Source organism: Streptomyces sp. NPDC055243, from assembly GCF_044544025.1.
Classification (GTDB): Bacteria; Actinomycetota; Actinomycetes; order Streptomycetales; family Streptomycetaceae; genus Streptomyces.
Window position 1 is genome coordinate 59,251 of sequence record NZ_JBITWR010000010.1, and the last position, 22,839, is coordinate 82,089.

The window sequence follows — 22,839 nt, forward strand, 5'->3', positions numbered from 1 at the left end:
GCCAGTCCGAAGGGCAGGTGATGGCCCGGGGCGGTGACCGGGACCCCTCACAAGGGGGTCCCGGTCACCGCCGGGCCGCGCACAGTGCTTGCTTATCTCATCCGGCGCCTGATCGCCGTTGTCGTCATGGTGCTGGTCGTACTGCTCGCGACCTTCACCGTCTTCTTCATGCTGCCCAAGTGGGCTGGCCAGGACATCGCCGTCCTCTTCGCCGGCAAGTCGTCGGGTGCCGAGCAGCTCGCGGGCATCCGCATCAAACTGGGTCTGGACGATCCTCTGCTCGTCCAGTTCTGGGACTTCGTCAAGGGCATCCCGATGGGGCGTGACTACGCCAACGGGGCCGACGTGACCCACTGCCCGGCCCCCTGCTTCGGATACTCCTTCCGTACCGAGGCGCCCGTCTGGGAGACCCTCAAGGACGCCCTGCCCGTCACCGCGGCGCTCGCCGCCGGTGCCTGTGTGCTGTGGCTCGTCGCCGGTGTCGCCACCGGCGTGCTCTCCGCGCTCAAGCGCGGCACCATCTGGGACCGTTCCGCGATGATCACCGCCCTCGGCGGCGTCTCGCTGCCGATCTTCTTCACCGGCATGATCGCGATGGGGCTCTTCGTCCACACGCTCGGCTGGGTGAAGATCGAGGACACCCTCACCACGGACGACCCGATCAACATCTGGTTCGAGACGCTGATCCTTCCCTGGATCGTGCTCGCGTTCCTCAATGCCGCCATGTACGCACGACTCACTCGCGCGACCATGCTGGAAGTGCTCGGTGAGGACTACATCCGCACCGCGCGCGCCAAGGGGCTCGGCGAGGCCGTCGTCATCAGACGGCACGCGCTGCGCTCCGCCATGACGCCGATCCTCACGGTCTTCGGCCTCGACCTCGGTGTGCTCCTCGGCGGCGCCGTCCTCACCGAGTCCACCTTCAACCTGCCGGGGCTCGGCCTCGAGGCGGTCAAGGCCATCAGCAACAAGGACCTGCCGGTGATCCTCGGCGTCACCTTGTGCGCATCGCTCGCGATCGCCCTCGCCAACCTCGTCGTCGACCTTCTGTACGCCGTCATCGACCCGCGAGTGAGGCTGGGATGACCGAACTGCACAAGACCGGAGCGGCGGTCGGAGAACCCGTCGCTGATTCGGTCGCTCCCACCGCTTTCCTCGAGGTGCGCGACCTCAAGGTGCACTTCCCGACCGACGACGGCCTGGTCAGGTCCGTCGACGGGCTCAGCTTCCAGCTGGAGAAGGGCAAGACCCTCGGCATCGTCGGCGAGTCGGGCTCCGGCAAGTCGGTCACCTCGCTGGGCATCCTGGGCCTGCACACCGCCGGCCAGTACGGCAGCCGCAAGCCGCAGCTGTCCGGTGAGATCTGGCTCAACGGCACGGAGCTGCTGAGCGCGGACCCCAACCAGGTGCGCAAGCTCCGCGGCCGCGACATGGCGATGATCTTCCAGGACCCGCTGTCCGCGCTGCACCCGTACTACTCCATCGGCAAGCAGATCATGGAGGCGTACCGGGTCCACAACGACGTGGACAAGAAGGTCGCCCGCAAGCGGGCCATCGAGATGCTCGACCGGGTGGGCATCCCCCAGCCGGACAAGCGGGTCGACAGTTACCCGCACGAGTTCTCCGGCGGCATGCGTCAGCGCGCGATGATCGCGATGGCCCTGGTCAACAACCCCGAACTGCTCATCGCGGACGAGCCGACGACCGCCCTGGACGTCACCGTCCAGGCGCAGATCCTCGACCTCATCCGGGACCTGCAGAAGGAGTTCGGCTCCGCGGTCATCATGATCACGCACGACCTGGGCGTGGTCGCCGAGATGGCGGACGAACTGCTCGTGATGTACGGCGGGCGCTGCGTCGAGCGGGGCACCGCGGAGAAGGTCTTCTACGAGCCCCAGCATCCCTACACCTGGGGCCTGCTGGGTTCGATGCCGCGCATCGACCGCGAGGAGACCGACCGTCTCGTGCCGGTCAAGGGCTCCCCGCCCAGCCTGATCAACCTGCCCGAGGGCTGCGCCTTCAACCCGCGCTGCCCGTACGCCGACATCCCCAAGGACCAGATCACCCGCCGCGAGCGCCCCGACCTGCGCGAGGTCGGATCGGGTCACTTCTCCGCCTGCCACATGTCGCAGGACGAGCGCACCCGGATCTGGACCGAAGAGATTGCGCCGAAGCTGTGAAAGACGACACGAAAGACCAGGCGAAGGGCCAGGAGATGACGATCCCGGCGCAGACGAAGGGCTCGGTGGAGCCGCTGCTCAAGGTCGACGGCCTGGTGAAGCACTTCCCCATCAAGAAGGGGCTGCTGCAGCGCCAGGTGGCGGCCGTGCAGGCCGTGGACGGGCTCTCCTTCGACGTACGCCCCGGTGAGACGCTCGGCGTCGTGGGCGAGTCGGGCTGCGGCAAGTCGACGATGGGCCGTCTGATCACGCGCCTGCTCGAACCGACCGCGGGCCGCGTGGAGTTCGAGGGCGTGGACATCACGCACCTGAACACCGCCAAGATGCGGCCGCTGCGCCGCGACGTGCAGATGATCTTCCAGGACCCCTACTCGTCGCTGAACCCGCGGCACACCATCGGTACGATCGTCGGTGCGCCGTTCAAGCTGCAGGGCGTCAAGCCCGAGGGCGGCCTGAAGAAGCACGTGCAGGAGATGCTGGAGCGGGTGGGGCTCAGCCCCGAGCACTACAACCGCTACCCGCACGAGTTCTCCGGCGGCCAGCGCCAGCGCATCGGCATCGCCCGCGCGCTCGCGCTGCGGCCCAAGCTGGTCGTGGCCGACGAGCCCGTCTCCGCCCTGGACGTCTCCATCCAGGCGCAGGTGGTCAACCTCCTGGACGACCTCCAGGACGAGCTCGGTCTCACGTACGTGATCATCGCGCACGACCTCTCGGTCATCCGGCACGTCTCGGACCGCATCGCGGTGATGTACCTCGGCAAGATCGTGGAGCTGGCGGACCGCAAGGACCTCTACTCCACGCCGATGCACCCGTACACCAAGGCGCTGCTCTCCGCGGTGCCGGTGCCCGACCCCAAGCGGCGCGGCGTCAAGAGCGAGCGCATCCTGCTGCGCGGTGACGTCCCCTCGCCGATCGACCCGCCCACCGGCTGCCGTTTCCACACGCGCTGCTGGAAGGCGACGGAGATCTGCGCGAAGACCGAGCCGCCGCTGATCGCCCTGGCCTCCGGCCACCAGGTGGCGTGCCACCACCCGGAGAACGCCGAGGACCAGCAGCCGGGCGACACCAAGCTGCTTCAGGTCGCCAAGGAGGCGATCGAGGTGGTGTCGGTGGTGAGCAAGGCGGAGGAGACGGCCGAGGAGTCCGCTGCCCCTAAGAAGACCGTGGCCCCGAAGGAGACCGTCACCTCGGAGGAGGCCGCGCCCCCGAAGGAGACCGTCGCGAAGGTCGCCCCGGAAGCGGAAGCCAAGGGTCAGGCGTCAACCGACCAGTAGCACCTGATGACTTGGTAAAAATCAGGCACCAAGTCATGTACACGCCCATACGGGAGAGTGCAGAGTCTGCGTGTCCGTTTCATCGGAACACGCGCGAAGGGATGACTCATGGCACTCTCCCGTTCGGCACGTCTGGGGGCGCTGGCCACAGCCGCCGCCTCCTTCTGCTTGATCGCCGCCGCACCCGCGCCCCACCCCGGCTCCGAGGGCGTAGGCGACCCGTACTTCCCGAAGCTCGGCAACGGCGGATTCGACGTACGCCACTACGGCCTCGACGTCGCGTACAACCCCGACACCGACCGCCTCGACGGCCGCACCACGATCACCGCGCGCGCCACCCAGAACCTCTCCTCCTTCCACCTCGACCTCCAGAAGCTTCAGGTGACGAGAATCGAGGTGAACGGCAGACGGGCGAAGTTCACCCGCGACGGCGACGAGATCCGCATCAGCCCGCGCGACCACCTGCGCAAGCACAAGACGTTCACCGTGACCGTCACCTACGGCGGCGTGCCCGAGCCGCTGGGCGGCCCCATCGTCTTCGGCTCCGACTACGGCTGGATGAAGACCACCGACGGCGTCTTCGTCGCCTGCGAGCCCAACGCCGCGTCGACCTGGTTCCCCTCCAGCGACCACCCGATGGACAAGGCCGCCTTCGACATCCGCATCAAGGCCCCCAAGGGCCTGACCGGGGTCTCCAACGGCCGGCTCGTCGACACGTACTCCAAGGGCGGACAGACCGTCGCCCACTGGCGCGAGTCCAAGCCCATGGCGACCTACCTCGCGACCGCCACCATCGGGAAGTTCGACGTGAAGACCGGCAGGACCCCGGGGGGCACCCCCATCTACGTCGCCATCGACCCGGTCCTGGAGAACAGCAACAACGTCGACGTGTACGGCGTCACGGCCGAGGTCACCGACTACTGGTCGAAGGTCTTCGGGCCCTACCCCTTCGAGGAGACCGGCGCGATCGTCGACGACATGCCGCAGGCCGGCTTCTCCCTGGAGACCCAGACCAAGCCTGTCTACTCCGCGATCCGCAGCGAGTCGACCATCGCCCACGAGCTCGCCCACCAGTGGTTCGGGGATTCCGTGACGCCCGAGAAGTGGAGCGACATCTGGCTCAACGAGGGCTTCGCGACCTACTCCCAGTGGCTGTGGAGCGAGCACAAGGGCACCCAGACCGCCCGCGAGGCCTTCCTCGCCGGCTACAACTCGCGCCCCGCCGACGCGCCCTTCTGGCAGATCGTCGTCGGTGACCCGCAGCGCGACACGATGTTCGCATCCGCCGTCTACCAGCGCGGCGCGATGACGCTCCAGGTCCTGCGCGAGCGCATCGGCGACAAGGCCTTCTTCAAGCTGCTCCCGGCCTGGGCCGCGCAGAACCGGTACGGGAACGCGGACACCGCCGACTTCGTCCGGCTCGCCGAGAAGATCTCCGGCAAGCAGCTCGACGCCCTGTTCGAGACGTGGCTGTTCACGAAGGGCAAGCCCGCCCTGTAGCCGCGGCGCGGCGCTGCCTGGCGGCGGCGCCCTGGTGAGGCCCGCGGCGGCGGGCAGGTAAGAATGTCGCGTGATCCAGGATCTGTTCAGTCCCTCCGTCCAGCACGCGCTCGACATCGTCGGGATCTTCGTCTTCGCGATCTCCGGCGCCCTGCTCGCCGTACGCAAGAACTTCGACGTCTTCGGGATCGTCGTGCTCGCCGAGGTGACCGCGCTGGGCGGGGGGATCTTCCGTGACGTGGTCATCGGGGCGGTGCCGCCCGCCGCGTTCGTCGACCTCGGCTACTTCGTCACGCCGCTGTTCGCCGCCGCCCTGGTCTTCTTCCTGCACCCCGAGGTGGAGCGCACGCAGCTCGCGGTGAACGTCTTCGACGCGGCGGGCCTGGGTCTCTTCTGCGTCACCGGCACGACCAAGGCGTACGACTACGGCCTCGGGCTCACCGCGTCGGCGGCCCTGGGGCTCGCCACCGCGGTGGGTGGCGGCGTGCTGCGCGACATCATCGCCAACGAGGTGCCCTCGCTGGTGCGATGGGACCGCGACCTGTACGCCGTGCCCGCGATCGTCGGCTCCGCGATGGTCGCGCTCTGCATCAACTACGACATGGTCAACGCCGGAACCAGCGCCCTCGCCGTGGTCACGACCTTCGTCCTGCGGTTGCTCGCGCTGCGCTACCACTGGCGCGCCCCGCGGGCCTGGCACCGCCGCTCGACGGCGGTGGAGGTGGAGGAGGCGTCGTAGGCGGGCGGGCTCGCGGAGCGTGGGTGTGCCGCAGAAGCGTCTTGGCGGAAGCGTCTCCGCAGAAAAAGCTACCGCTCAGTAATTAGATGTTGTACGTTGCCGGTATGGCAGAGGCAGCATCCATATCGGCAGCGGTGCCCGTGAGCATCGGCGACAGCGAGTTCGACCGCGACACCGCGGTCACCCGGCGGGAGCCAGGCGTCTACGACGTCGAGCTCTCCGCGGGATGGACGATCATCAACGCCGTCAACGGCGGATATCTCCTCGCGGTCCTCGGCCGCGCGCTCGCCGACGCCCTGCCGCACGCGGACCCCTTCACGGTCTCCGCGCACTACCTGACGGCGTCCCACCCCGGGCCCGCCGTGATCCGCACCGACACGGCGCGGGCCGGGCGGACCCTGTCGACCGGGCAGGCCTCGCTCTTCCAGTACGACGCGGAGGGGCGCGAGGTCGAGCGGATTCGCGTGCTCGCCTCGTACGGAGATCTGGCGGAGCTTCCCGACGACGTCCGTACGACGGCCGAGCCGCCGGCGCTGCCGCCGCTGGACCAGTGCTTCGGGCCGCAGGACGCGCCGGACCACCGGCCGGTGCCCGGCAGCTCGGCGATCAGTGACCGCCTCTTCCTGAAGCTGGACCCCTCCACCCTGGGGTGGGCGCTCGGCCAGCCCTCCGGCAAGGGGGAGATGCGGGCCTGGTTCGGCCTCGCGGACGGCCGCGACGCGGATCCGCTGTCGCTGCTGCTCGCGGTGGACGCGCTGCCGCCGACGGCGTTCGAGCTGGGCATCTCCGGCTGGGTGCCGACGGTGGAACTGACGGTGCACGTACGGGCGAAGCCCGCGCCGGGCCCTCTGCGCATCGCGATCACCACGCGGAACCTCGCGGGCGGCTTCCTGGAGGAGGACGCGGAGGTCTGGGACAGCGAGGGCCGCCTGGTGGCCCAGTCGCGCCAGCTGGCCCGGGTGCGGCTGGCCTGACAAGGCGTTTTCCCCAACCCCGCCCCTTCCCGAAAACCCGCTGGCGCGGGGGCCTTGGTCGCCGTCATCACCGGCTCCGCCGAGTTCGTCCTCAAACGCCGGACGGGCTGAGATATCCCCGGCCCGGGGGTATCTTTCAGCCGTCCGGCGTTTGCGGACGCTCCGGCGCAGCCGGTTTTCGGGAAGCGGCGGGGTTGGGGAAGAGGAAATCCCTACCCGACCACCATCACCCCCACATACGAAACCCCCGCCACCACCACCCACGCACACAGGCCAAGTGCCGCCACCCTCCCCCCTGTTCGGGTGAGCGAGGGCAGATCCACCGCGCTGCCCAGGCCGAACAAGGCCGCCGCCAGCAGTAGTTCCTGCGCGTGCCCCGCCACGTCAAGCGCAGCCCCAGGAACCCACCCGGTACTCCGTACCGCGACCATCCCGATGAACCCCGCCACGAACAGCGGCAGCAACGGCGGCCGCCGCTTCCCCGCCCCGCGACCGGCGGATCGTGCCCGCAAGGACAGCCCCACCGCCGCCACCAGCGGCGCGAGCACCGCCACCCGCATCAGCTTCACCAGGACCGCGTCCCCCAGCGCCCCCGCCCCGGCGGTCTGCGCCGTGGCCACCACCTGCCCCACGTCGTGGACGCTCGCCCCCGCCCATCGGCCGAACTCCGCGTCACTCAGCCCCAACGGCCCCTGAAGGAGCGGCAGTACGGCTATCGCGAGCGTCCCGCAGAGTGTCACCAGTGCCACCGACACCGCCGCGTCCCGCTCGTCGCTCTCGGTCGCCTCGCTGACCGCGCCGATCGCGGACGCGCCGCAGATCGAGTAGCCGGTCGCGATCAGGAGCGGCTGATCGCCGGGCAGCCCCAGCCGCCTGCCGAGCCACCACGTCCCGAAGAACGTCGCCGCGACCACCCCGAGCACCATCACCACCGTCGCCCAGCCGAGCCCCAGGACGTCGTCCAGGCTCAGCTTCAGGCCCAGCAGCACGATCCCGAGCCGCATCAGCCGCTTCCCGGCGAGGGAGAGCCCCGCCTTGCACCGGCCCCGTACGACAGCGCGCAGACCCGGCAGATGCGCCGCCGCGAGGCCAAGGACCACCGCAGCCGTCAGCATCGGCACGGCAGGGAGCAGCGCATGCGTCGCCCACGCCACCGCCACACCGGCGGCCGCGAGGGCGAGCCCCGGCAGAGGCCGGGGGTGGCTGGGAGGTGCCACCGCGGCCGGAGCGACCCGCTGACGTTGCCCGAGCAGGGCCATCAGCGGTCGGCCGGCAGCTCGTACACCCGGCGCACGCTGGTGCCCAGGCGGGAGATGTCCGCGCCGTACACGTGCAGGGAAATCGCCCGCCCCGTACCGGCGTTCCACACCCGGTGGATGTCCCCGGGCGGTGCGAAACCGCACACCGTGCCCTGCCGGTTGACCAGGTCCTCGGTGGCGACGAGCCGTGCCGGGGCGCCGGACGTCGCCGGGAGCAGGCGGTAGCGGCGCTCGTGTTCGTCGCCTTCGTGGACGCCGGTGACGCACCAGGAGACGTGGTCGTGGACCGGCGTGTGCTGGCCCGGCAGCCAGACCAGGCCGACCACCGAGAAGCTGCCGTCGTGCTCGGCGTGCAGTAAATGCTGCCGGTAGCGCTCGGGATCGCCCTCGCACTGCTCGTCGGCGAGCAGATCGGGCGCGCCCAGATGGGGCGCGAGCCGCTCGGCGACCAGGTACGCCGTCAGATCCGGCGGGAGGCCCCGGCCGACGGCCTCGCGGATGTCGGCGACGAGGGTGTGCAGGCGCCCGGTGGTGCGGGCTGCGCGGGACGCGGTGATGGAGGCACTCATACGAGCAGCGTCCTGCCGCCCTTCCATCACGTCCAACGACAGTTTCTAAGCCGTATCCCAATTTCTGCTTATGGATGGGGGTTTCTGGTCCCGGGGCAGGGCGAGGCAGGGCAGGGCAGGGCGGGGCTGTGCGGGCGCGGGGTGAGTGCCTCAGCAGCCCACCCGGTTCGCCGCGACCGCCTTCAGCTCCTCCAGGACCAGCGCCGTCGCCGGTATCCGCAGGTGCTCCCGGAGTGCGTACGCCGACACCTGCCGCCGCGACGCCGGATCGAGGGCCCGGCCCGCCACCTCCCGGTGGCGCAGGAAGTTGAGGACGAGCCCCGGCATCATCGCGATGCCGAGCCCCTCGGCGACCAGGCTCTGGATGACGAGGTTGTCGTCCGTGGTGAAGGCGATGTCCGGTGCGAAGCCCTGCTCGGCGCACTCGTGCAGGAAGTTGGCGCGGCAGCGCAGACAGCCCGCGATCCAGCGCTCGCCCGCGAGGTCGGCGAGCCGGACGGAGCGGCGCCGCGCCAGTGGGTGGCGGGCCGGCATGAGGACCGTCAACTGGTCCTCCATCAGCGGGATCTCCACCACCTCGTCCGGTACGTCCTCGTGCAGCCCGGGGTAGTGGAAGGCCAGCGTGATGTCGCAGTCGCCGTCCACCAGGCGCTGGAGCGACTCGGGCGGTTCGTTCTCCTGGAGCTCGACGCGCACGCCGGGGTGGCTCTTCGCGAGCCGGGCCAGCGCCTCGGGGATGAGGGTGGCGTTGGCGCTGGGGAAGGCGCAGATGCGGACGCGCCCGGTGCGCAGGCCCGTGATGGCGTTCATCTGCTGCTGGGCGGCGTCGATGTTCCCCAGGATGATCCCCGCGTGCCGGGACAGCGCCTCGCCCGCCTCGGTCAGCCGCATCCTGCGTCCGACGCGGGTGAACAGGACCGTGCCGACGGACCGTTCGAGCGCCTTCATCTGCTGGGTGATCGCCGGCTGCGTATAGCCGAGCGAGCGGGCGGCGGCGGAGTAGGAGCCGGTGCGGACCACTTCGTGGAATGACCTGATGTGCCGGGAATCGAACACGCCTGAATCATAAGCGGGACTTGGGGAGGGCCGACAGGTCCCCCTTCCCGCCCTGTCCTGACAGTCGATGTCAGCCTTTTCCGTCATCCTTGGCCGCGTGAAATCCGACCGGCTGCTCTCGATCCTGCTGCTGCTCCAGACCCGCGGGCAGGTCCCCGCCCATGAACTCGCCGAGCGCCTCGAAGTCTCCGTACGCACCATCTACCGCGACATCGAGGCGCTCTCCACCTCCGGCGTCCCGGTGTACGCGGAGCGGGGGCGGCACGGGGGCATCGCGCTGCTTCCCGGGTTCCGTACGGACGTCACGGGGCTCACCGCGGACGAGTCGCGGGCCCTGTTCATCCTGGCCGCGCAGGGCGCGCACGCCGCGCTCGGGCTCGACGCGGCGCTGGGCTCCGCGCTGCGCAAGGTCATGGCGGCCCTGCCCGAACCGCACCGGCCCGTGGCCGAGTTGACGAGCCGGCGCATCCTCGTCGACTCGGCGCGCTGGATGCCGGGGCCCCGCGGATCGGATGCGGTCACCGTCGACCTCGACGTGCTGCAGGACGCCGTCTTCTCCGACCGGCGGCTGCGGCTGCGCTACCGGCACAGCGGCGACGCGGAGCCGAGCGCCTACACCGTCGACCCTTACGGCCTCGTCTCCAAGGCGGGCGTCTGGTACCTGGTCGCCGACCGGCGTGGCGCCCCGCGGCTCTTCCGCGCCGACCGGGTGCAGGGGGCGACCCTCACGGACCAGCCCGTGCGGCGGAGGGCCGGGGTCGAACTCGCCGACATCTGGGGCGTGCTGAAGCGTCAGGTCGAGGACCGTCCGGTCGGCGTCGAGGTGACGGCGCGGGTCGCGCGCGACCGGTTCGCCCAGTTCCTGCGCCTCAAGGGCCACTTCCTCGCCGAGCGTCCCGAGGACGACGGGGAGAGCGAGTGGATCACGGTCCGGCTGGGGTTCGGGGACGTCGGCGACGCCCGCACGCTGCTTCCGTTCGCCGCCAGTGTGGAGGTGCTCTCGCCGCCCGAGGTGCGCGCCGAACTGGCGTACGCCGCCGCCGCGGTCACCGGCCTGTACGCAGGAAGCGGCTCAGCTCACCGGTGAGCTGAGCGGGCGCGTCCTCCTGTACGAGATGTCCCGCGCCCTCGATCAGCCGCAGCTCGGCGCCCGGGATCAGCCCGGCGAGCTCGTGGCCGCGCTCCACCGGGATCCAGGTGTCGTCCGTGCCCCAGCAGATGAGGACGGGCAGCGCCAACTCGCCGTACCGGCCCTGGATCTCGTCGGTGAACCGCTGGTCGTTCTGCTCGATCTGCCGGTAGAACGCGCCCTTGCCCTCCTCGGTGCACCAGGGTTCGACCAGGCGGTCGAGCACCGCCGGGTGCAGACCGCGGTGGCTCGCCGAGGCGACGTACTCGCGCACCAGCGCCTCGTGCAGGGCGGGCGGCAGCTGGGTGAAGACGTCGGCGTGCGCGCCGAGCAGCCGGTAGGCGGGGGAGCCCCAGGGGGCGAGGGCCACGGGGTCGACGACGGCGAGGCGTTCGTAGCGGGCGCCGTGCAGGAGGTGGGCGCGCAGGGCGACGCAGCCGCCGAAGTCGTGTGCCACGACGGCGGGTTCGTCCAGGCCCCAGTGCGCGATGAGCTCGGTGAGGACACGGGCTTGCGCGGCCAGGGTCACGTCCTGGCCGGAGCGCATCTCCGACGTTCCGTAGCCGGGCAGGTCCCATGCGTACACGCGGTGTTCGTGGGAGAGCGCGCGGGCCACGCCCCGCCAGACGTACGAGGAGAAGGGGGTGCCGTGGACCAGGACGACGGGCGGCGCGTCCTCGGGGCCCAGGGCGGCCCAGCGGACTGTTCCGGTCGGTCCTGCGAAGGTCTGGTCGAGGGTCCAGCCGCGATCGGTCGTCATGACCGTAAGGCTAGTAGCTCCTTACGGGAGAGTCGAGGATCGCGTTACGGGAGAGTCGTCGCGGCGGGGTCCGCGAGCCCTGCTTCCTGGCCGCCGACCGGTTTCCGCTCACCGCTCGTCCGGTTCCGGCTCACCGCTCGTCCAGCCAGTGGCGCCGCCCGAGCGACACCAGGCGCAGCTGCCGTCGCGCGCTGGCCGCCACCTGTTCCTCGGTGCCGGGTGCCGCCTCCAGGAGTGCGGACGCGGTCATCACCATGTGGTCGACGTACATCCTGGCCAGCATCAGGAGATCGTCCTCGTCCCAGCCCGCGGACTCGGGCTCGCGGGCGAACTGGCCCTTCACCTCCTGCGCGAACAGGGTGAGTTGATCGCCTATCGCGGACCGCACGGCCTGCACGCCGCCGTGCTGCTCGCGGGCGATGAAGCGGACGTGGGCGGGGTGCGTGCGCACGTACGCGACGATCAGCTCGACCGCGGCCGCGATGCGTTCCTCGCCGTCGTCTCCGTCGTCGGTCGCCGCGAGGAGCGAGACGAGTGTGGTGTGCAGGCTGCTCAGCGCCTCCTCGACCAGGGCCACGCCCAGGTCGGCCATGTCGCGAAAGTGCCGGTAGAAGGCGGTGGGGGCCACGCCCACGGCGCGGGTGACCTCGCGCAGGCCCAGGCTGCTCAGGCTCTGCTCCTCGAGCAGCTGGAGCGCCGCGTCGAGGAGCGCCTGCCGGGTCTTCTGCTTCTGGGCCTGCCGGACGCCGAGAGTGTGACTCATGCCATGCAGTTAACAACTGTTCTCCGAGATTGAAAAGCCGGAGAGGCGGTACTCTCTATGTCAGTGAACAGTTGTTACCACAAGCGTTCACCGAAACCCTCACACGAGAGGTGTCTCATGCTGTTCCTCGTCGCCGCCCTCCTGCTGCTCGGCGTCGCGATGGGCACCGTGGCCCACGCGCCGGTCTCCGTCTCCCTCGTCGCCGCCGCCGTCATCGGCGTCTGGCTCGTGGTGTTCACGGTCCGCGAGCGGCACGGCCGCCGTCACTCCTGAGCTCCGACCAGCGCTGATCCGTACGGCACCCGAAAGGAGTCGCACCATGGACCTCACGACCATCGCCCACAAGCCCGAGGCCCGGTCCGAGTCGAAGGACTCCACCTCCTCGACCGCCTCTTCCGGCCCCGCCCTCGTCCCCACCGGCCGGCGCGACACCGACGGCATGGCCGTCGCCTCGTTCGTCCTCGGCCTGGTCGGGCTGCTCGTCCTGAACCTCTTCCTCGGCCCGATCGCGATCGTCCTCGCGAGCATCGCGCTGCTGCGCGGGACCAGCCGAAAGGGCCGCGCGTTCCTCGGGCTCGGGCTCGGTGTGGCCGACCTCGTCGTCCTCGCCGCACTGATGTCCATGGACAACACCGTGTCCTGGGGTCTCGCGGGCTGACACCGCTTGGACGCGGGGGCCGCCGGGGCTCGTAGAATCGAGCCCACCATGGCCTACCTCGACCACGCAGCGACCACTCCGATGCTCCCGGAGGCGATCGCGGCGATGACCGCCCAGCTCGCCGTCACCGGCAACGCCTCCTCACTGCACGCCGCGGGGCGCCGGGCGCGACGCACCGTCGAGGAGGCCCGCGAGACGCTCGCCGAGTCGCTCGGCGCGCGCCCCAGCGAGACCGTCTTCACCGCGGGCGGCACGGAGGCCGACAACCTCGCCGTGAAGGGCCTGTACTGGGCGCGGCGCGACGCCGACCCCGCGAGAACCCGGGTCCTCGCCAGCCCCGTCGAACACCACGCCGTCCTCGACGCCGTGCACTGGCTCGGCGAGCACGAAGGCGCCACCGTCGAGTACCTCCCCGTCGACGCGTACGGCCGCGTGCACCCCGAGGTGCTGCGCGAGGCGATCGAGCGCGACCCCGACGACGTCGCCCTCGCCACCGTCATGTGGGCCAACAACGAGATCGGCACCATCATGCCGATCCGCGAACTCGCCGACGTGGCCGCGGAGTTCGACATCCCGCTGCACGCCGACGCGGTGCAGGCCTTCGGCCAGCTGCCCGTCGACTTCGGCGCCTCCGGGCTCGCCGCGATGACCGTCTCCGGGCACAAGATCGGCGGTCCGTACGGCATCGGGGCGCTGCTCCTGGGCCGCGAGTACAGCCCCGTGCCCGTCCTGCACGGCGGCGGGCAGGAGCGTCATGTGCGCTCCGGGACGCTCGACGTGCCCGCGATCGCCGCCTTCGCCGTGGCGGGGCGGCACGCCGCCGGGCAGCGCGAGTGGTTCGCCCGCGAGATCGGCGCGCTGCGGGACGATCTGGTCTCCGCCGTGCGCGAGGCGGTCCCCGGCGCGATCCTGGGGGGAGACCCGGCCGGCCGGCTGCCCGCGAACGCGCACTTCACCTTCCCCGGCTGCGAGGGGGACTCCCTTCTGCTGCTGCTCGACGCCCAGGGCATCGAGTGCTCCACCGGCTCGGCCTGCACGGCGGGCGTGGCCCAGCCGAGCCACGTGCTGCTCGCCACCGGGACCGACCCCGACCTGGCCCGCGGCACCCTGCGCTTCTCGCTCGGGCACACCTCGACGGCGGCGGACGTGGCGGCGGTGGCCCAGGCGATCGGCCCGGCGGTGGAACGAGCGCGGACGGCGGGGCTGAGCTGACTCTCCGCTTGGTCCCGGTTTGTGCCGACAAGTGACCAGGGTGACGCTCGACTCAGTTGCTGACGCCCGGAGTTGATGCCGGTTTCGGCCGCTATCGGGCGGACAGGCGCCGGAGCGGGATTCGAGGCCCACAGCCCGCCGATCTATGCTTGCCGCTCGCGAGTCCGCTCCGCGCGTTCGGGGCCGCACGACAACCCCCTCATGGAGTTCACATTGAAGGCGAACCTCCGCTCTCGCATCGCCGCGCGGCTCGGGCGCATATACCTCTCCAAGATCCAGAAGAACGGGATCAGCGTCTCCGCGATCTCGCGGCTGCCCGAGCCCCTGCTCGCGCCGATGCGCCGCGACGGGCTCGACCCGGTGGCCCGGCTCACCGAGCACCAGGCGGAGCAGCCGATCTCCAGGGTGCCGCTGCCGTTCGGCATGGACGCCTGGGTGGTCACCGGCTACGACGAGGTGAAGGCCGTGCTCGGCGCGACCGGAGGCTTCAGCAACGACTTCACCAACCTCGCGGGCAACGCCGGCGTGGTCGAGGAGCAGAACCCCGGCGGCCTCGGCTTCAGCGACCCCCCGGTCCACACGCATCTGCGCCGCATCCTCACGCCCGAGTTCACGATGCGCAGGCTGCGCCGCCTCACGCCCCGGATCGAGGCCATCGTCGAGGAGCGGCTCGACGCGATGGAGGCCGCCGAAGGGCCCGTCGACCTCGTCCAGGCCTTCGCCCTGCCGATCCCCTCGCTGACGATCTGCGAACTGCTCGGCGTGCCCTACGAGGACCGCAACGACTTCCAGCAGCTGGCCATGGAGCGCTTCGACCTCTTCGGCGGAGCGACCGCTCCCTTCGGCGCCATGTCCGCCTCGCTCTCCTACTTCCGGGACGTCGTCAAGAAGCAGCGCGAGAACCCGGGCGACGGACTGCTCGGCATGATCGTGAAGGAGCACGGCGACACGGTCGGCGACGAGGAGCTCGCCGGTCTCGCCGACGGCATCCTCACCGGCGGCTTCGAGACGACCGCGAGCATGGTGGCCCTCGGCTCCCTGCTCCTCCTCCAGGACCCGCGGACGGCTGCGCGGCTGCGCGAGGAGGAGGCGGCCACCGCGCCCTTCGTCGAGGAGGCGCTGCGCTACCTCACCGTCGTCCAGGTGGCCTTCCCGCGGTTCGCCCGCGAGGACATCGAGATAGCCGGGGTGCTCATCCCCAAGGGCGACCTGGTCCTCTGCTCCCTCAGCGGCGGCAACCGCGACGCCAAGTACACCCCCGACGGCGGCGGCTTCGACCCGCACCGCAAGGCCTCGGGCCACCTCGCCTTCGGCTACGGCATCCACCGCTGCATAGGCGCCGAACTGGCCCGCATGGAGCTGCGCGCCGCCTACCCGGCCCTGGTGAAGCGCTTCCCCCAGATGCGGCTCGCGGTCGCCCCCGAGGAGCTCGCGTTCCGCAAGCTGTCGATCGTGTACGGGGTGGAGTCGCTGCCGGTGCACCTGCGCTAGTCGCCGGCTGCGGCGGGGTCACCCGAGGGCGGTCCGGGCCTTCTTCACCAGCCCTATGTACCGGTCCCAGTCCCAGTGCGGACCGGGGTCCGTGTGGTCCGTGCCCGGCACCTCCACGTGCCCGATGATGTGCTCGCGGTCCACCGGGATGTCGTACCGCTTGCAGATGCCGGCGGTGAGGCGCGCCGACGACGCGTACATGGCGTCGGTGAACGAGGACTTCTTGTCGACGAAGCCCTCGTGCTCGATGCCGATGCTCCGCTCGTTGTAGCTCTTGTTCCCCGCGTGGAACGCCACGTCCAGCTCGCGGATCATCTGGGCGACGTGCCCGTCCTTGCGCACCACGTAATGGGCCGCGGCGCCGTGCGCCGGGTCCTTGAACACCCTCAGCGCCGTCGCGTACCCGCCCTGCACCACGTGGATGACGACCATGTCGATTCCGTAGTCGTCCGGGCGGTCGGCCCGGCGCCAGTTGTAGTCGGAAGCCGCTATCCACTGCGCGCCCCGGGCGTCGACCTCGCCCTCCTTGCGCTTCTTGACGACGCCGGGAAGGCGCCACCACAGGCGGCCCAGCTCGTCCGAGGCCAGCACGGCCGTGCCGACGGCCGCCGCCGCACCGCCGATCAGCAGCGTCCTGCGGTTGACGCCGCGGCGCCCCCGCTGCTGCTCCGCCGTCGTGTCCTGTTCTTCCCCCATGTGATCGTCAACGCTTACTCACGGGCGACTGGTTCCCGCGGGCCCGTACCCTGTTAGAGCTATGACTGAGAACCGGACCCCGCAGCGCCCCCGCCCCCTTCGCGTACTCGCCGCCATGTCGGGCGGCGTGGACTCCGCCGTCGCCGCCGCGCGCGCCGCCGAAGCCGGGCACGACGTGACCGGAGTGCACCTCGCGCTCTCGGCGAACCCGCAGTCGTTCCGCACCGGCGCGCGAGGCTGCTGCACCATCGAGGACTCCCGCGACGCACGGCGGGCGGCGGACGTGATCGGCATCCCGTTCTACGTCTGGGACCTGGCCGAGCGTTTCCGCGAGGACGTGGTCGAGGACTTCATCGCGGAGTACGAGGCGGGGCGCACCCCCAACCCGTGCCTGCGCTGCAACGAGAAGATCAAGTTCGCCGCGCTCCTGGACAAGGCGCTCGCGCTGGGCTTCGACGCGGTCGTCACCGGCCACTACGCCACGGTCGTCGTGAACGAGGACGGCACGCGCGAGCTGCACCGCGCATCGGACATGGCCAAGGACCAGAGCTACGTCCTGGGGGTCCTGGACGACCGCCAGCTCGCCCACGCGATGTTCCCCCTCGGTGACACGCTCACCACCAAGGAGGAGATCCGCGCGGAGGCCGAGGAGCGCGGCCTGGCCGTCGCCAAGAAGCCCGACAGCCACGACATCTGCTTCATCGCCGACGGCGACACCCAGGGCTTCCTCGCGGACCGCCTCGGCAAGGCGGAGGGCGACATCGTCGACGCCGACGGGAACAAGCTGGGCACCCACGAGGGCGCGTTCGGCTACACCATCGGCCAGCGCAAGGGCCTGCGGATCGGCACCCCGGCCCCCGACGGCAAGCCGCGCTACGTCCTGGACATCTCCCCGGTGAACAACACCGTGACGGTCGGCCCGGTGGCCGCCCTGGACGTCACCGCCCTGACGGCCATCAAGCCCCGCTGGTGCGGCGCGGCCCCCTCCGGCCCCGGCACGTACACCGCGCAGCTGCGGGCGCACGGCGGCGAGACGCAGGTGCGCGCGGAGCTGGTCGACGGCTCTGAGCTGCGGGTCTCCTTCGACGAGCCCGTACGCGGCGTGGCCCCCGGCCAGGCGATCGTGCTCTACGACGGCACGCGCGTGGTCGGCTCGGCGACGATCGCGACGACGCAGAGGGCCACGGCGGCGGCCTAGGCCCCTGGGGTCTCCACTTCGTAGAAGCAGAAGTGGTCCTTGATCTGCGCCACCGCCTCCTTCGGCTCGGGATAGCCCCAGACCGCGTCCTTGCCGTTCTCGGCGCCGGGCAGCGACCAGTACGACGCCGTTCCCTTGAACGGGCAGTACGTGGTGGTGTCCGAGGGGGTCAGGAGGTCGGTGCGCACATCCTCCGGAGGGAGGTAGTAGCGCACCGGCAAGCCCGTCTCGTGCAGCAGCAGCGGGCGGTGGCTCTCGGCGACGACCTGGCCCTCGCGCACCACGCGTACGTGGTCGGTGCCCTGCTCGACGGTGATCTCGTGTCCTGCGGTCACAGCGTCTCCTTCGGTGAACGGCCGTGTCCCACCCAGTCTGTGCCGGATCGTACGGTGAAGCCATGAACATTTGTGTCTTCCTTTCCGCCGCCGACCTTCCCGAGCGCTACACCCGCCCCGCGCGCGAGTTCGCCGAACTGCTCGGCAAGGGCGGTCACACCCTGGTGTGGGGTGGTTCGGAGAGCGGTCTGATGAAGGTCGTCGCCGACGGTGTGCAGGAGGCGGGCGGGCGTCTCGTGGGGGTTTCCGTCGACTTCCTCGCGGCCAAGGCCCGGACTGTCTCCGCGCCCGACGAGATGGTGATCGCGCGCGACCTCGCCGAGCGCAAGGCGCTGCTCCTGGAGAAGGCCGACGCCGTCGTGATCATGGTCGGCGGTACGGGCACGCTGGACGAGGCCACCGAGATCCTCGAACTGAAGAAGCACGGCAAGCACACCAAGCCCGTGGTCCTGCTCAACTCGGCGGGCTTCTACGACGGCCTGAAGGAGCAGTTCCAGCGCATGGAGGACGAGGGTTTCCTGCCGGTGCCGCTGACCGGGCTCGTCTTCTTCGCCGAGGAGGCGGTCGGCGCGCTCGCCTACCTCGAAGAGTCCGTGGGCATGCACTGACCTGCCGCGCTGACCTGCGCCTGCCGGGGTGCGACGATGGACGCATGGCAACACATGTGATCACCGGCGCCGGCTCCGGCATCGGCGCGGCCGTGGCCCGCCGTCTCCACGCACGCGGCGACGCCCTCGTCCTGCACGCGCGGGACGCGGGCCGGGCCAAGGAACTCGCGAAGCAATTCCCCGGCTCGGAAACGCTCGTGGGCGACCTCTCCGACCCGGACAAGCTCTCCTGGGCGTTCGGCCACCAGTCGCTGCCCGACCGGGTGGACTCCCTGCTCCACATCGCGGGCGTCGTCGACCTGGGCAAGGTCGGCGACCTCACCCCCAAGTCCTGGCGCCACCAGCTCAACGTCAACCTCATCGCCCCCGCCGAGCTGACCCGCCACTTCCTGCCCCAACTGCGCGCCACCCGGGGCCACGTGGTCTTCGTGAACTCCGGCGCCGGTCTGAGCGCGAGCCCCGCCTGGTCCGCCTACGCCGCCTCCAAGCACGGCCTCAAGGCCCTCGCGGACTCCCTGCGCGGCGAGGAGCACGCGAACGGCGTCCGCGTCACTTCCGTCTACCCGGGCCGCACGGCGAGCGCCATGCAGGCCAAGGTCCACCAGCAGGAGGGCAAGGACTACGTCCCCTCCCGCTTCATCGACCCGGAGTCCGTCGCCACGACGATCCTGATGGCCATCGACCTGCCGCGTGACGCGGAGGTCAACGACCTGACGGTGCGGCCCGGACAGTGAACGCATTCAGTTGGGGCCCGGCCACCGGCATCGGGTCGATGCCGGGCGGCGACGCCCGCGAGACCGCGAAGACCGTATCCGGCAGCCTGGAGGAGTTCCCGTACCTGGCCGAGATGCCCGCGCGGGGGCCCGGCGCCGACATGATCGGCCGGACCGCCGGGATGCTGGTCGAGCTCTACGCGCGCGTGGAGCCCAGCGGCTGGCGGATCGGCGACCGGCCCGGGCGGGACACCCGCCGCGCGAAGGCGTGGCTCGGCGAAGACCTCGACGCCCTGGAGGAGTTCACCCAGGGGTACGAAGGGCCGGTCAAGGTGCAGGCCGTCGGCCCGTGGACCCTCGCGGCCGCCCTGGAGCTCAAGAACGGGCAGGCCGCCCTGTCCGACCCCGGCGCCTGCCGGGACCTGGCCGGATCGCTCGCCGAGGGCCTGCGCGCCCACCTCGCGGACGTACGCCGCCGCATCCCCGGGGCGCAGATCGTGCTCCAGCTCGACGAGCCCTCTCTCATGGCCGTGCTGCGCGGACACGTCAAGACGGCGAGCGAGTACCGCACCCACCGCGCCGTGGACCGGCAGCTGGTGGAGAGCACCCTGCGCGAGGTCATCGGCGTCCACGGCGACGGCCCGGCCGTGGTGCACTCCTGCGCGCCCGACGTGCCGTTCGCGCTGCTGCGCCGCGCGGGCGCCGACGCGATCTCGTTCGACTTCTCGCTGCTCACCGAGCGTGACGACGACGAGATCGGGGAGGCCGTCGAGGGCGGCACGAAGCTCTTCCTCGGTGTCGTGCCGGGCGTGGACGGCCCATTGTCAGACCCTGCCGGTAGCGTCATGGGTGTCAGGACGCTGTGGCGCAGGCTGGGGCTGAATCCGGGTTCTCTCGCGGAGTCGGTCGTGGTCACTCCGTCGTGCGGGCTCGCGGGGGCTTCCCCCGCGTACGCGCGCGCGGCGCTCGCCCACTGCGCCCGGGCGGCGAGATCACTCGCGGACAACCCTGAGTAATTGGGTATGACGTAACGGGAGGACGAAACGGTGGCTGTCGAACAGCAAGGCTCTGTGCCCGCCGAGGCACGGGATCAGCACGCCCAGCTGGCCGAACAGATCGAGGAGCACCGCTTCCGGTACTACGTGAACGACCAGCCGGTCGTCAGCGACGCCGAGTTCGACAAGCTCCTTCGCTCGCTCGAGGCCCTGGAGGAGCAGTACTCGGAGCTGCGCACGCCCGACTCGCCCACCCAGAAGGTCTCCGGGGCGTACGAGACCGAGTTCACCTCGGTCCAGCACCGCGAGCGCATGCTCTCCCTGGACAACGCCTTCGACGACGAGGAGCTCGCCGCCTGGGCCGACCGCGTCGCCAAGGAGGTCGGCACCGGCGACCACCACTTCCTGTGCGAGCTGAAGATCGACGGCCTCGCCGTGAACCTCACGTACGAGGACGGCAAGCTCACACGCGCGGCCACTCGGGGCGACGGCCGCACCGGCGAGGACATCACGCCGAACGTCCGCACGATCTCGGACATCCCGGACCGCCTCAAGGGCGACAAGATCCCCGCCCTGGTCGAGATCCGCGGCGAGGTCTTCTTCCCCATGGAGAAGTTCGAGGAGCTGAACGCCCGCCTGGTGGAGGCCGGAGACAAGCCCTTCGCCAACCCGCGCAACGCGGCGGCGGGTTCACTGCGCCAGAAGGACCCGCGCGTCACCGCGACGCGCCCGCTGCACATGGTGGTGCACGGCATCGGCGCCCGCGAGGGCTTCGACATCGACTGCCTCAGCCACGCCTATGACCTCCTGCACGCCTGGGGCCTGCCCACCGCCCAGCACAACAAGGTGGTCCAAGGGCTGGACGGCGTCCGGGAGTTCATCACGTACTTCGGGGAGAACCGCCACTCCGTGGAGCACGAGATCGACGGCGTCGTGGTGAAGCTGGACGAGATCCCGCTCCAGGGCCGCCTCGGCTCGACCTCGCGCGCCCCCCGCTGGGCGATCGCCTGGAAGTACGCCCCCGAGGAGGTCAACACCAAGCTGGTCAACATCCGCGTGGGCGTCGGCCGCACCGGCCGCGTCACGCCGTACGCCCAGGTGGAGCCCGTCACCGTCGCGGGCTCCGAGGTCGAGTTCGCCACCCTGCACAACCAGGACGTGGTGAAGAAGAAGGGCGTCTTCATCGGGGACACGGTCGTCCTGCGCAAGGCGGGCGATGTCATCCCGGAGATCCTCGGCCCCGTCGTCGACCTGCGCGACGGCACCGAGCGGGAGTTCGTGATGCCCGCCGAGTGCCCCGAGTGCGGGACGGCGCTGCGGCCGATGAAGGAGGCCGACATCGACCTCCGGTGCCCCAACGCCCGGTCCTGCCCTGCCCAGTTGCGCGAGCGTCTCTTCTATCTCGCGGGCCGCAAGAGCCTGGACATCGAGAACTTCGGGTATGTCGCGGCGGCCGCTCTCACCAAGCCCCTGGAGCCGTCCGAGCCGCCGATCCTGGACGAGGGCGACATCTTCGACCTCACCATCGAGCGGCTCCTGCCCATCAAGGCCTACGTACTGGATCAGGACAGCGGTCTGCCCAAGCGGGACCCCAAGACGGGCGAGGAGAAGATCGCCACGGTCTTCGCCAACCAGCAGGGCGAGGCCAGGAAGAACGCCGTCTCGATGCTGGAGAACATCGCGGCGGCCAAGGAGCGCCCGCTCGCACGGGTCATCACGGGCCTGTCCATCCGCCATGTCGGCCCGGTCGCCGCCGAGGCGCTCGCCCGCGAATTCCGCTCCGTCGAGCGGATCGAGCAGGCCACGGAGGCGGAGCTGGCCGCCGTCGAGGGCGTGGGCCCGATCATCGCCGCCTCCCTCAAGCAGTGGTTCGAGGAGGAGTGGCACCGGGAGATCCTGCGCAAGTGGCGCGCGGCCGGGGTCCGCATGGAGGAAGAGGGCGGGGGAGAGGACGAGGGGCCGCGGCCGCTCGAAGGCCTCACGGTCGTCGTGACCGGAACACTGGAGAAGCACACCCGGGATGGCGCAAAAGATGCGCTGCAGAGCCGGGGAGCAAAGGTGACCGGTTCCGTTTCCAAGAAGACAGCCTTCGTGGTCGTGGGCGACAATCCCGGCTCGAAGTACGACAAGGCGATGCAGCTGAAGGTTCCGGTTCTCAATGAGGAAGGCTTCGCCGTCCTGCTGGAACGGGGACCGGACGCGGCGATGGAATTCGCGCTTCCGACCGAGGAGTAGCGGTTGAAGGCCACCCGTTCAGCGCATACCAGATGCATACGGGTGGCCGGGTCGCATTCGGGCAACCGTTGTGGACCGCTGCCCGTAGAAGCCTTCTGCGGCCTACTGTTGAGGTGTGCGCCTGCCGTGCCCCGCTGCGATTGGGGGGTATCCCCTGCTCATCGGGAGCACGGGGAAGGGGTTTCAGACGCGGCTGACTTCTGGAGCGAGTCCGCGTGGCGTGGGCACCGCCGGCTGTGAGAGGGACGGGAATGGAACCGACCGAGAGCGCCGCACCGGACTCCCGGCTGCGCGCGCGCCTGCGGCGCGGACCGGGCGCGTGGCTCAGCGGACGCAGAGCGGCACGGGCGGCCCGGGACGTGCGCGAAGCCCAGAGCAGGCTCCCCGCCGTCCCGAGCACCGCAGTTGAGCGACGCGAGCGCGCATGGAGCACCGTCGGCGGTTACGGCACGCAGGAGCTCGGCGTGGGCGAGGCCGCGGCCGCCAGCAACACCG

Annotated in this window: 23 protein-coding genes; 16 read left to right on the forward strand and 7 right to left on the reverse strand. The window is 70.6% G+C overall.

The features are described from left to right. The first annotated feature begins 84 nt into the window (after positions 1-84). From ACIGXX_RS27415 to ACIGXX_RS27440, 6 genes are all read left to right on the forward strand, one after another. Positions 85-1,086: an ABC transporter permease gene (locus tag ACIGXX_RS27415; protein ID WP_249592822.1), complete on the forward strand. Its 1,002-nt coding sequence runs from the start codon at positions 85-87 to the stop codon at positions 1,084-1,086. Then, positions 1,083-2,180, forward strand: coding sequence for an ABC transporter ATP-binding protein (locus tag ACIGXX_RS27420; RefSeq protein WP_351165163.1), 1,098 nt, complete (start codon positions 1,083-1,085; stop codon positions 2,178-2,180). The genes ACIGXX_RS27415 and ACIGXX_RS27420 overlap by 4 nt, the downstream gene beginning before the upstream one ends. A 35-nt stretch (positions 2,181-2,215) precedes the next feature. Beyond that, positions 2,216-3,454, forward strand: a complete 1,239-nt coding sequence (locus ACIGXX_RS27425; protein WP_351165677.1) for a dipeptide ABC transporter ATP-binding protein — start codon at positions 2,216-2,218, stop codon at positions 3,452-3,454. A gap of 108 nt (positions 3,455-3,562) precedes the next feature. After that, positions 3,563-4,954, forward strand: a complete 1,392-nt coding sequence (locus ACIGXX_RS27430) for a M1 family metallopeptidase (protein ID WP_399979575.1) — start codon at positions 3,563-3,565, stop codon at positions 4,952-4,954. A 70-nt stretch (positions 4,955-5,024) separates the two neighbouring features. Then, entirely contained in the window at positions 5,025-5,693 is a 669-nt protein-coding gene (locus tag ACIGXX_RS27435) for a trimeric intracellular cation channel family protein (protein WP_351165167.1), read from the forward strand. Between the two features lie 104 nt (positions 5,694-5,797). After that, a complete protein-coding gene (locus tag ACIGXX_RS27440; protein ID WP_399979578.1) occupies positions 5,798-6,667 on the forward strand; it encodes a thioesterase family protein in 870 nt (289 codons plus the stop codon). 212 nt (positions 6,668-6,879) lie between these two features. Here ACIGXX_RS27440 and ACIGXX_RS27445 read toward each other — a convergent pair whose 3' ends face one another. The 3 genes from ACIGXX_RS27445 to ACIGXX_RS27455 form a co-directional block, all read right to left on the reverse strand. After that, positions 6,880-7,926: a YeiH family protein gene (locus ACIGXX_RS27445; RefSeq protein WP_399979581.1), complete on the reverse strand. Its 1,047-nt coding sequence runs from the start codon at positions 7,924-7,926 to the stop codon at positions 6,880-6,882. Beyond that, positions 7,926-8,495 (reverse strand): cysteine dioxygenase family protein, encoded by a 570-nt coding sequence (locus ACIGXX_RS27450; RefSeq protein ID WP_351165170.1) that lies wholly within the window; start codon positions 8,493-8,495, stop codon positions 7,926-7,928. The genes ACIGXX_RS27445 and ACIGXX_RS27450 overlap by 1 nt, the downstream gene beginning before the upstream one ends. A gap of 150 nt (positions 8,496-8,645) precedes the next feature. Continuing rightward, complete coding sequence (locus tag ACIGXX_RS27455) at positions 8,646-9,551, reverse strand: LysR family transcriptional regulator (protein WP_351165171.1); 906 nt, start codon at positions 9,549-9,551, stop codon at positions 8,646-8,648. Between the two features lie 97 nt (positions 9,552-9,648). On the opposite strand from ACIGXX_RS27455, the gene ACIGXX_RS27460 reads away from it, so the two are divergent. Further along, positions 9,649-10,638: a helix-turn-helix transcriptional regulator gene (locus tag ACIGXX_RS27460; protein WP_399979585.1), complete on the forward strand. Its 990-nt coding sequence runs from the start codon at positions 9,649-9,651 to the stop codon at positions 10,636-10,638. Here the strand turns inward: ACIGXX_RS27460 and ACIGXX_RS27465 are convergent. Together ACIGXX_RS27465 and ACIGXX_RS27470 are read right to left on the reverse strand one after the other, a co-directional pair. After that, positions 10,598-11,440 (reverse strand): alpha/beta hydrolase, encoded by an 843-nt coding sequence (locus ACIGXX_RS27465; RefSeq protein ID WP_351165173.1) that lies wholly within the window; start codon positions 11,438-11,440, stop codon positions 10,598-10,600. The two genes, ACIGXX_RS27460 and ACIGXX_RS27465, sit on opposite strands and share 41 nt — an antisense overlap. A 130-nt stretch (positions 11,441-11,570) precedes the next feature. Next, positions 11,571-12,203 (reverse strand): TetR family transcriptional regulator, encoded by a 633-nt coding sequence (locus tag ACIGXX_RS27470; RefSeq protein ID WP_351165174.1) that lies wholly within the window; start codon positions 12,201-12,203, stop codon positions 11,571-11,573. Positions 12,204-12,320: 117 nt separating this feature from the next. Between ACIGXX_RS27470 and ACIGXX_RS27475 the strand changes: the two genes are divergently transcribed. From ACIGXX_RS27475 to ACIGXX_RS27490, 4 genes are all read left to right on the forward strand, one after another. Beyond that, positions 12,321-12,476, forward strand: a complete 156-nt coding sequence (locus tag ACIGXX_RS27475; RefSeq protein ID WP_351165176.1) for a hypothetical protein — start codon at positions 12,321-12,323, stop codon at positions 12,474-12,476. A gap of 46 nt (positions 12,477-12,522) precedes the next feature. Next, complete coding sequence (locus ACIGXX_RS27480) at positions 12,523-12,861, forward strand: hypothetical protein (protein WP_361465492.1); 339 nt, start codon at positions 12,523-12,525, stop codon at positions 12,859-12,861. Positions 12,862-12,909: 48 nt separating this feature from the next. Then, positions 12,910-14,073, forward strand: coding sequence for a cysteine desulfurase family protein (locus ACIGXX_RS27485; RefSeq protein ID WP_361465489.1), 1,164 nt, complete (start codon positions 12,910-12,912; stop codon positions 14,071-14,073). 201 nt (positions 14,074-14,274) lie between these two features. After that, positions 14,275-15,564 carry a cytochrome P450 gene (locus tag ACIGXX_RS27490; RefSeq protein WP_399979592.1) on the forward strand — a complete coding sequence of 430 codons (1,290 nt, stop codon included), beginning with the start codon at positions 14,275-14,277 and terminating at the stop codon, positions 15,562-15,564. An 18-nt stretch (positions 15,565-15,582) separates the two neighbouring features. Here ACIGXX_RS27490 and ACIGXX_RS27495 read toward each other — a convergent pair whose 3' ends face one another. After that, on the reverse strand, positions 15,583-16,260 hold the full coding sequence (locus tag ACIGXX_RS27495; RefSeq protein ID WP_351165181.1) for an N-acetylmuramoyl-L-alanine amidase: 678 nt from the start codon (positions 16,258-16,260) through the stop codon (positions 15,583-15,585). Positions 16,261-16,321: 61 nt separating this feature from the next. On the opposite strand from ACIGXX_RS27495, the gene mnmA reads away from it, so the two are divergent. Next, positions 16,322-17,458 (forward strand): tRNA 2-thiouridine(34) synthase MnmA, encoded by a 1,137-nt coding sequence (gene mnmA / locus ACIGXX_RS27500; RefSeq protein ID WP_361465485.1) that lies wholly within the window; start codon positions 16,322-16,324, stop codon positions 17,456-17,458. Here mnmA and ACIGXX_RS27505 read toward each other — a convergent pair. After that, positions 17,455-17,793 (reverse strand): DUF427 domain-containing protein, encoded by a 339-nt coding sequence (locus tag ACIGXX_RS27505; protein ID WP_351165185.1) that lies wholly within the window; start codon positions 17,791-17,793, stop codon positions 17,455-17,457. The two genes, mnmA and ACIGXX_RS27505, sit on opposite strands and share 4 nt — an antisense overlap. Before the next feature lie 62 nt (positions 17,794-17,855). Here ACIGXX_RS27505 and ACIGXX_RS27510 point away from each other — a divergent pair, with 62 nt between their 5' ends. Genes ACIGXX_RS27510 through ligA form a run of 4 tightly spaced genes read left to right on the forward strand, consistent with a single transcriptional unit; the run spans position 17,856 to position 22,344 of the window. Then, positions 17,856-18,401 (forward strand): TIGR00730 family Rossman fold protein, encoded by a 546-nt coding sequence (locus tag ACIGXX_RS27510; protein ID WP_399979597.1) that lies wholly within the window; start codon positions 17,856-17,858, stop codon positions 18,399-18,401. Between the two features lie 44 nt (positions 18,402-18,445). Further along, entirely contained in the window at positions 18,446-19,135 is a 690-nt protein-coding gene (locus ACIGXX_RS27515; protein WP_351165187.1) for an SDR family oxidoreductase, read from the forward strand. After that, positions 19,132-20,130 (forward strand): methionine synthase, encoded by a 999-nt coding sequence (locus tag ACIGXX_RS27520; RefSeq protein WP_351165188.1) that lies wholly within the window; start codon positions 19,132-19,134, stop codon positions 20,128-20,130. The genes ACIGXX_RS27515 and ACIGXX_RS27520 overlap by 4 nt, the downstream gene beginning before the upstream one ends. A gap of 30 nt (positions 20,131-20,160) precedes the next feature. Then, on the forward strand, positions 20,161-22,344 hold the full coding sequence (gene ligA / locus ACIGXX_RS27525) for an NAD-dependent DNA ligase LigA (RefSeq protein ID WP_399979601.1): 2,184 nt from the start codon (positions 20,161-20,163) through the stop codon (positions 22,342-22,344). The last annotated feature ends 495 nt before the right edge of the window (positions 22,345-22,839 follow it).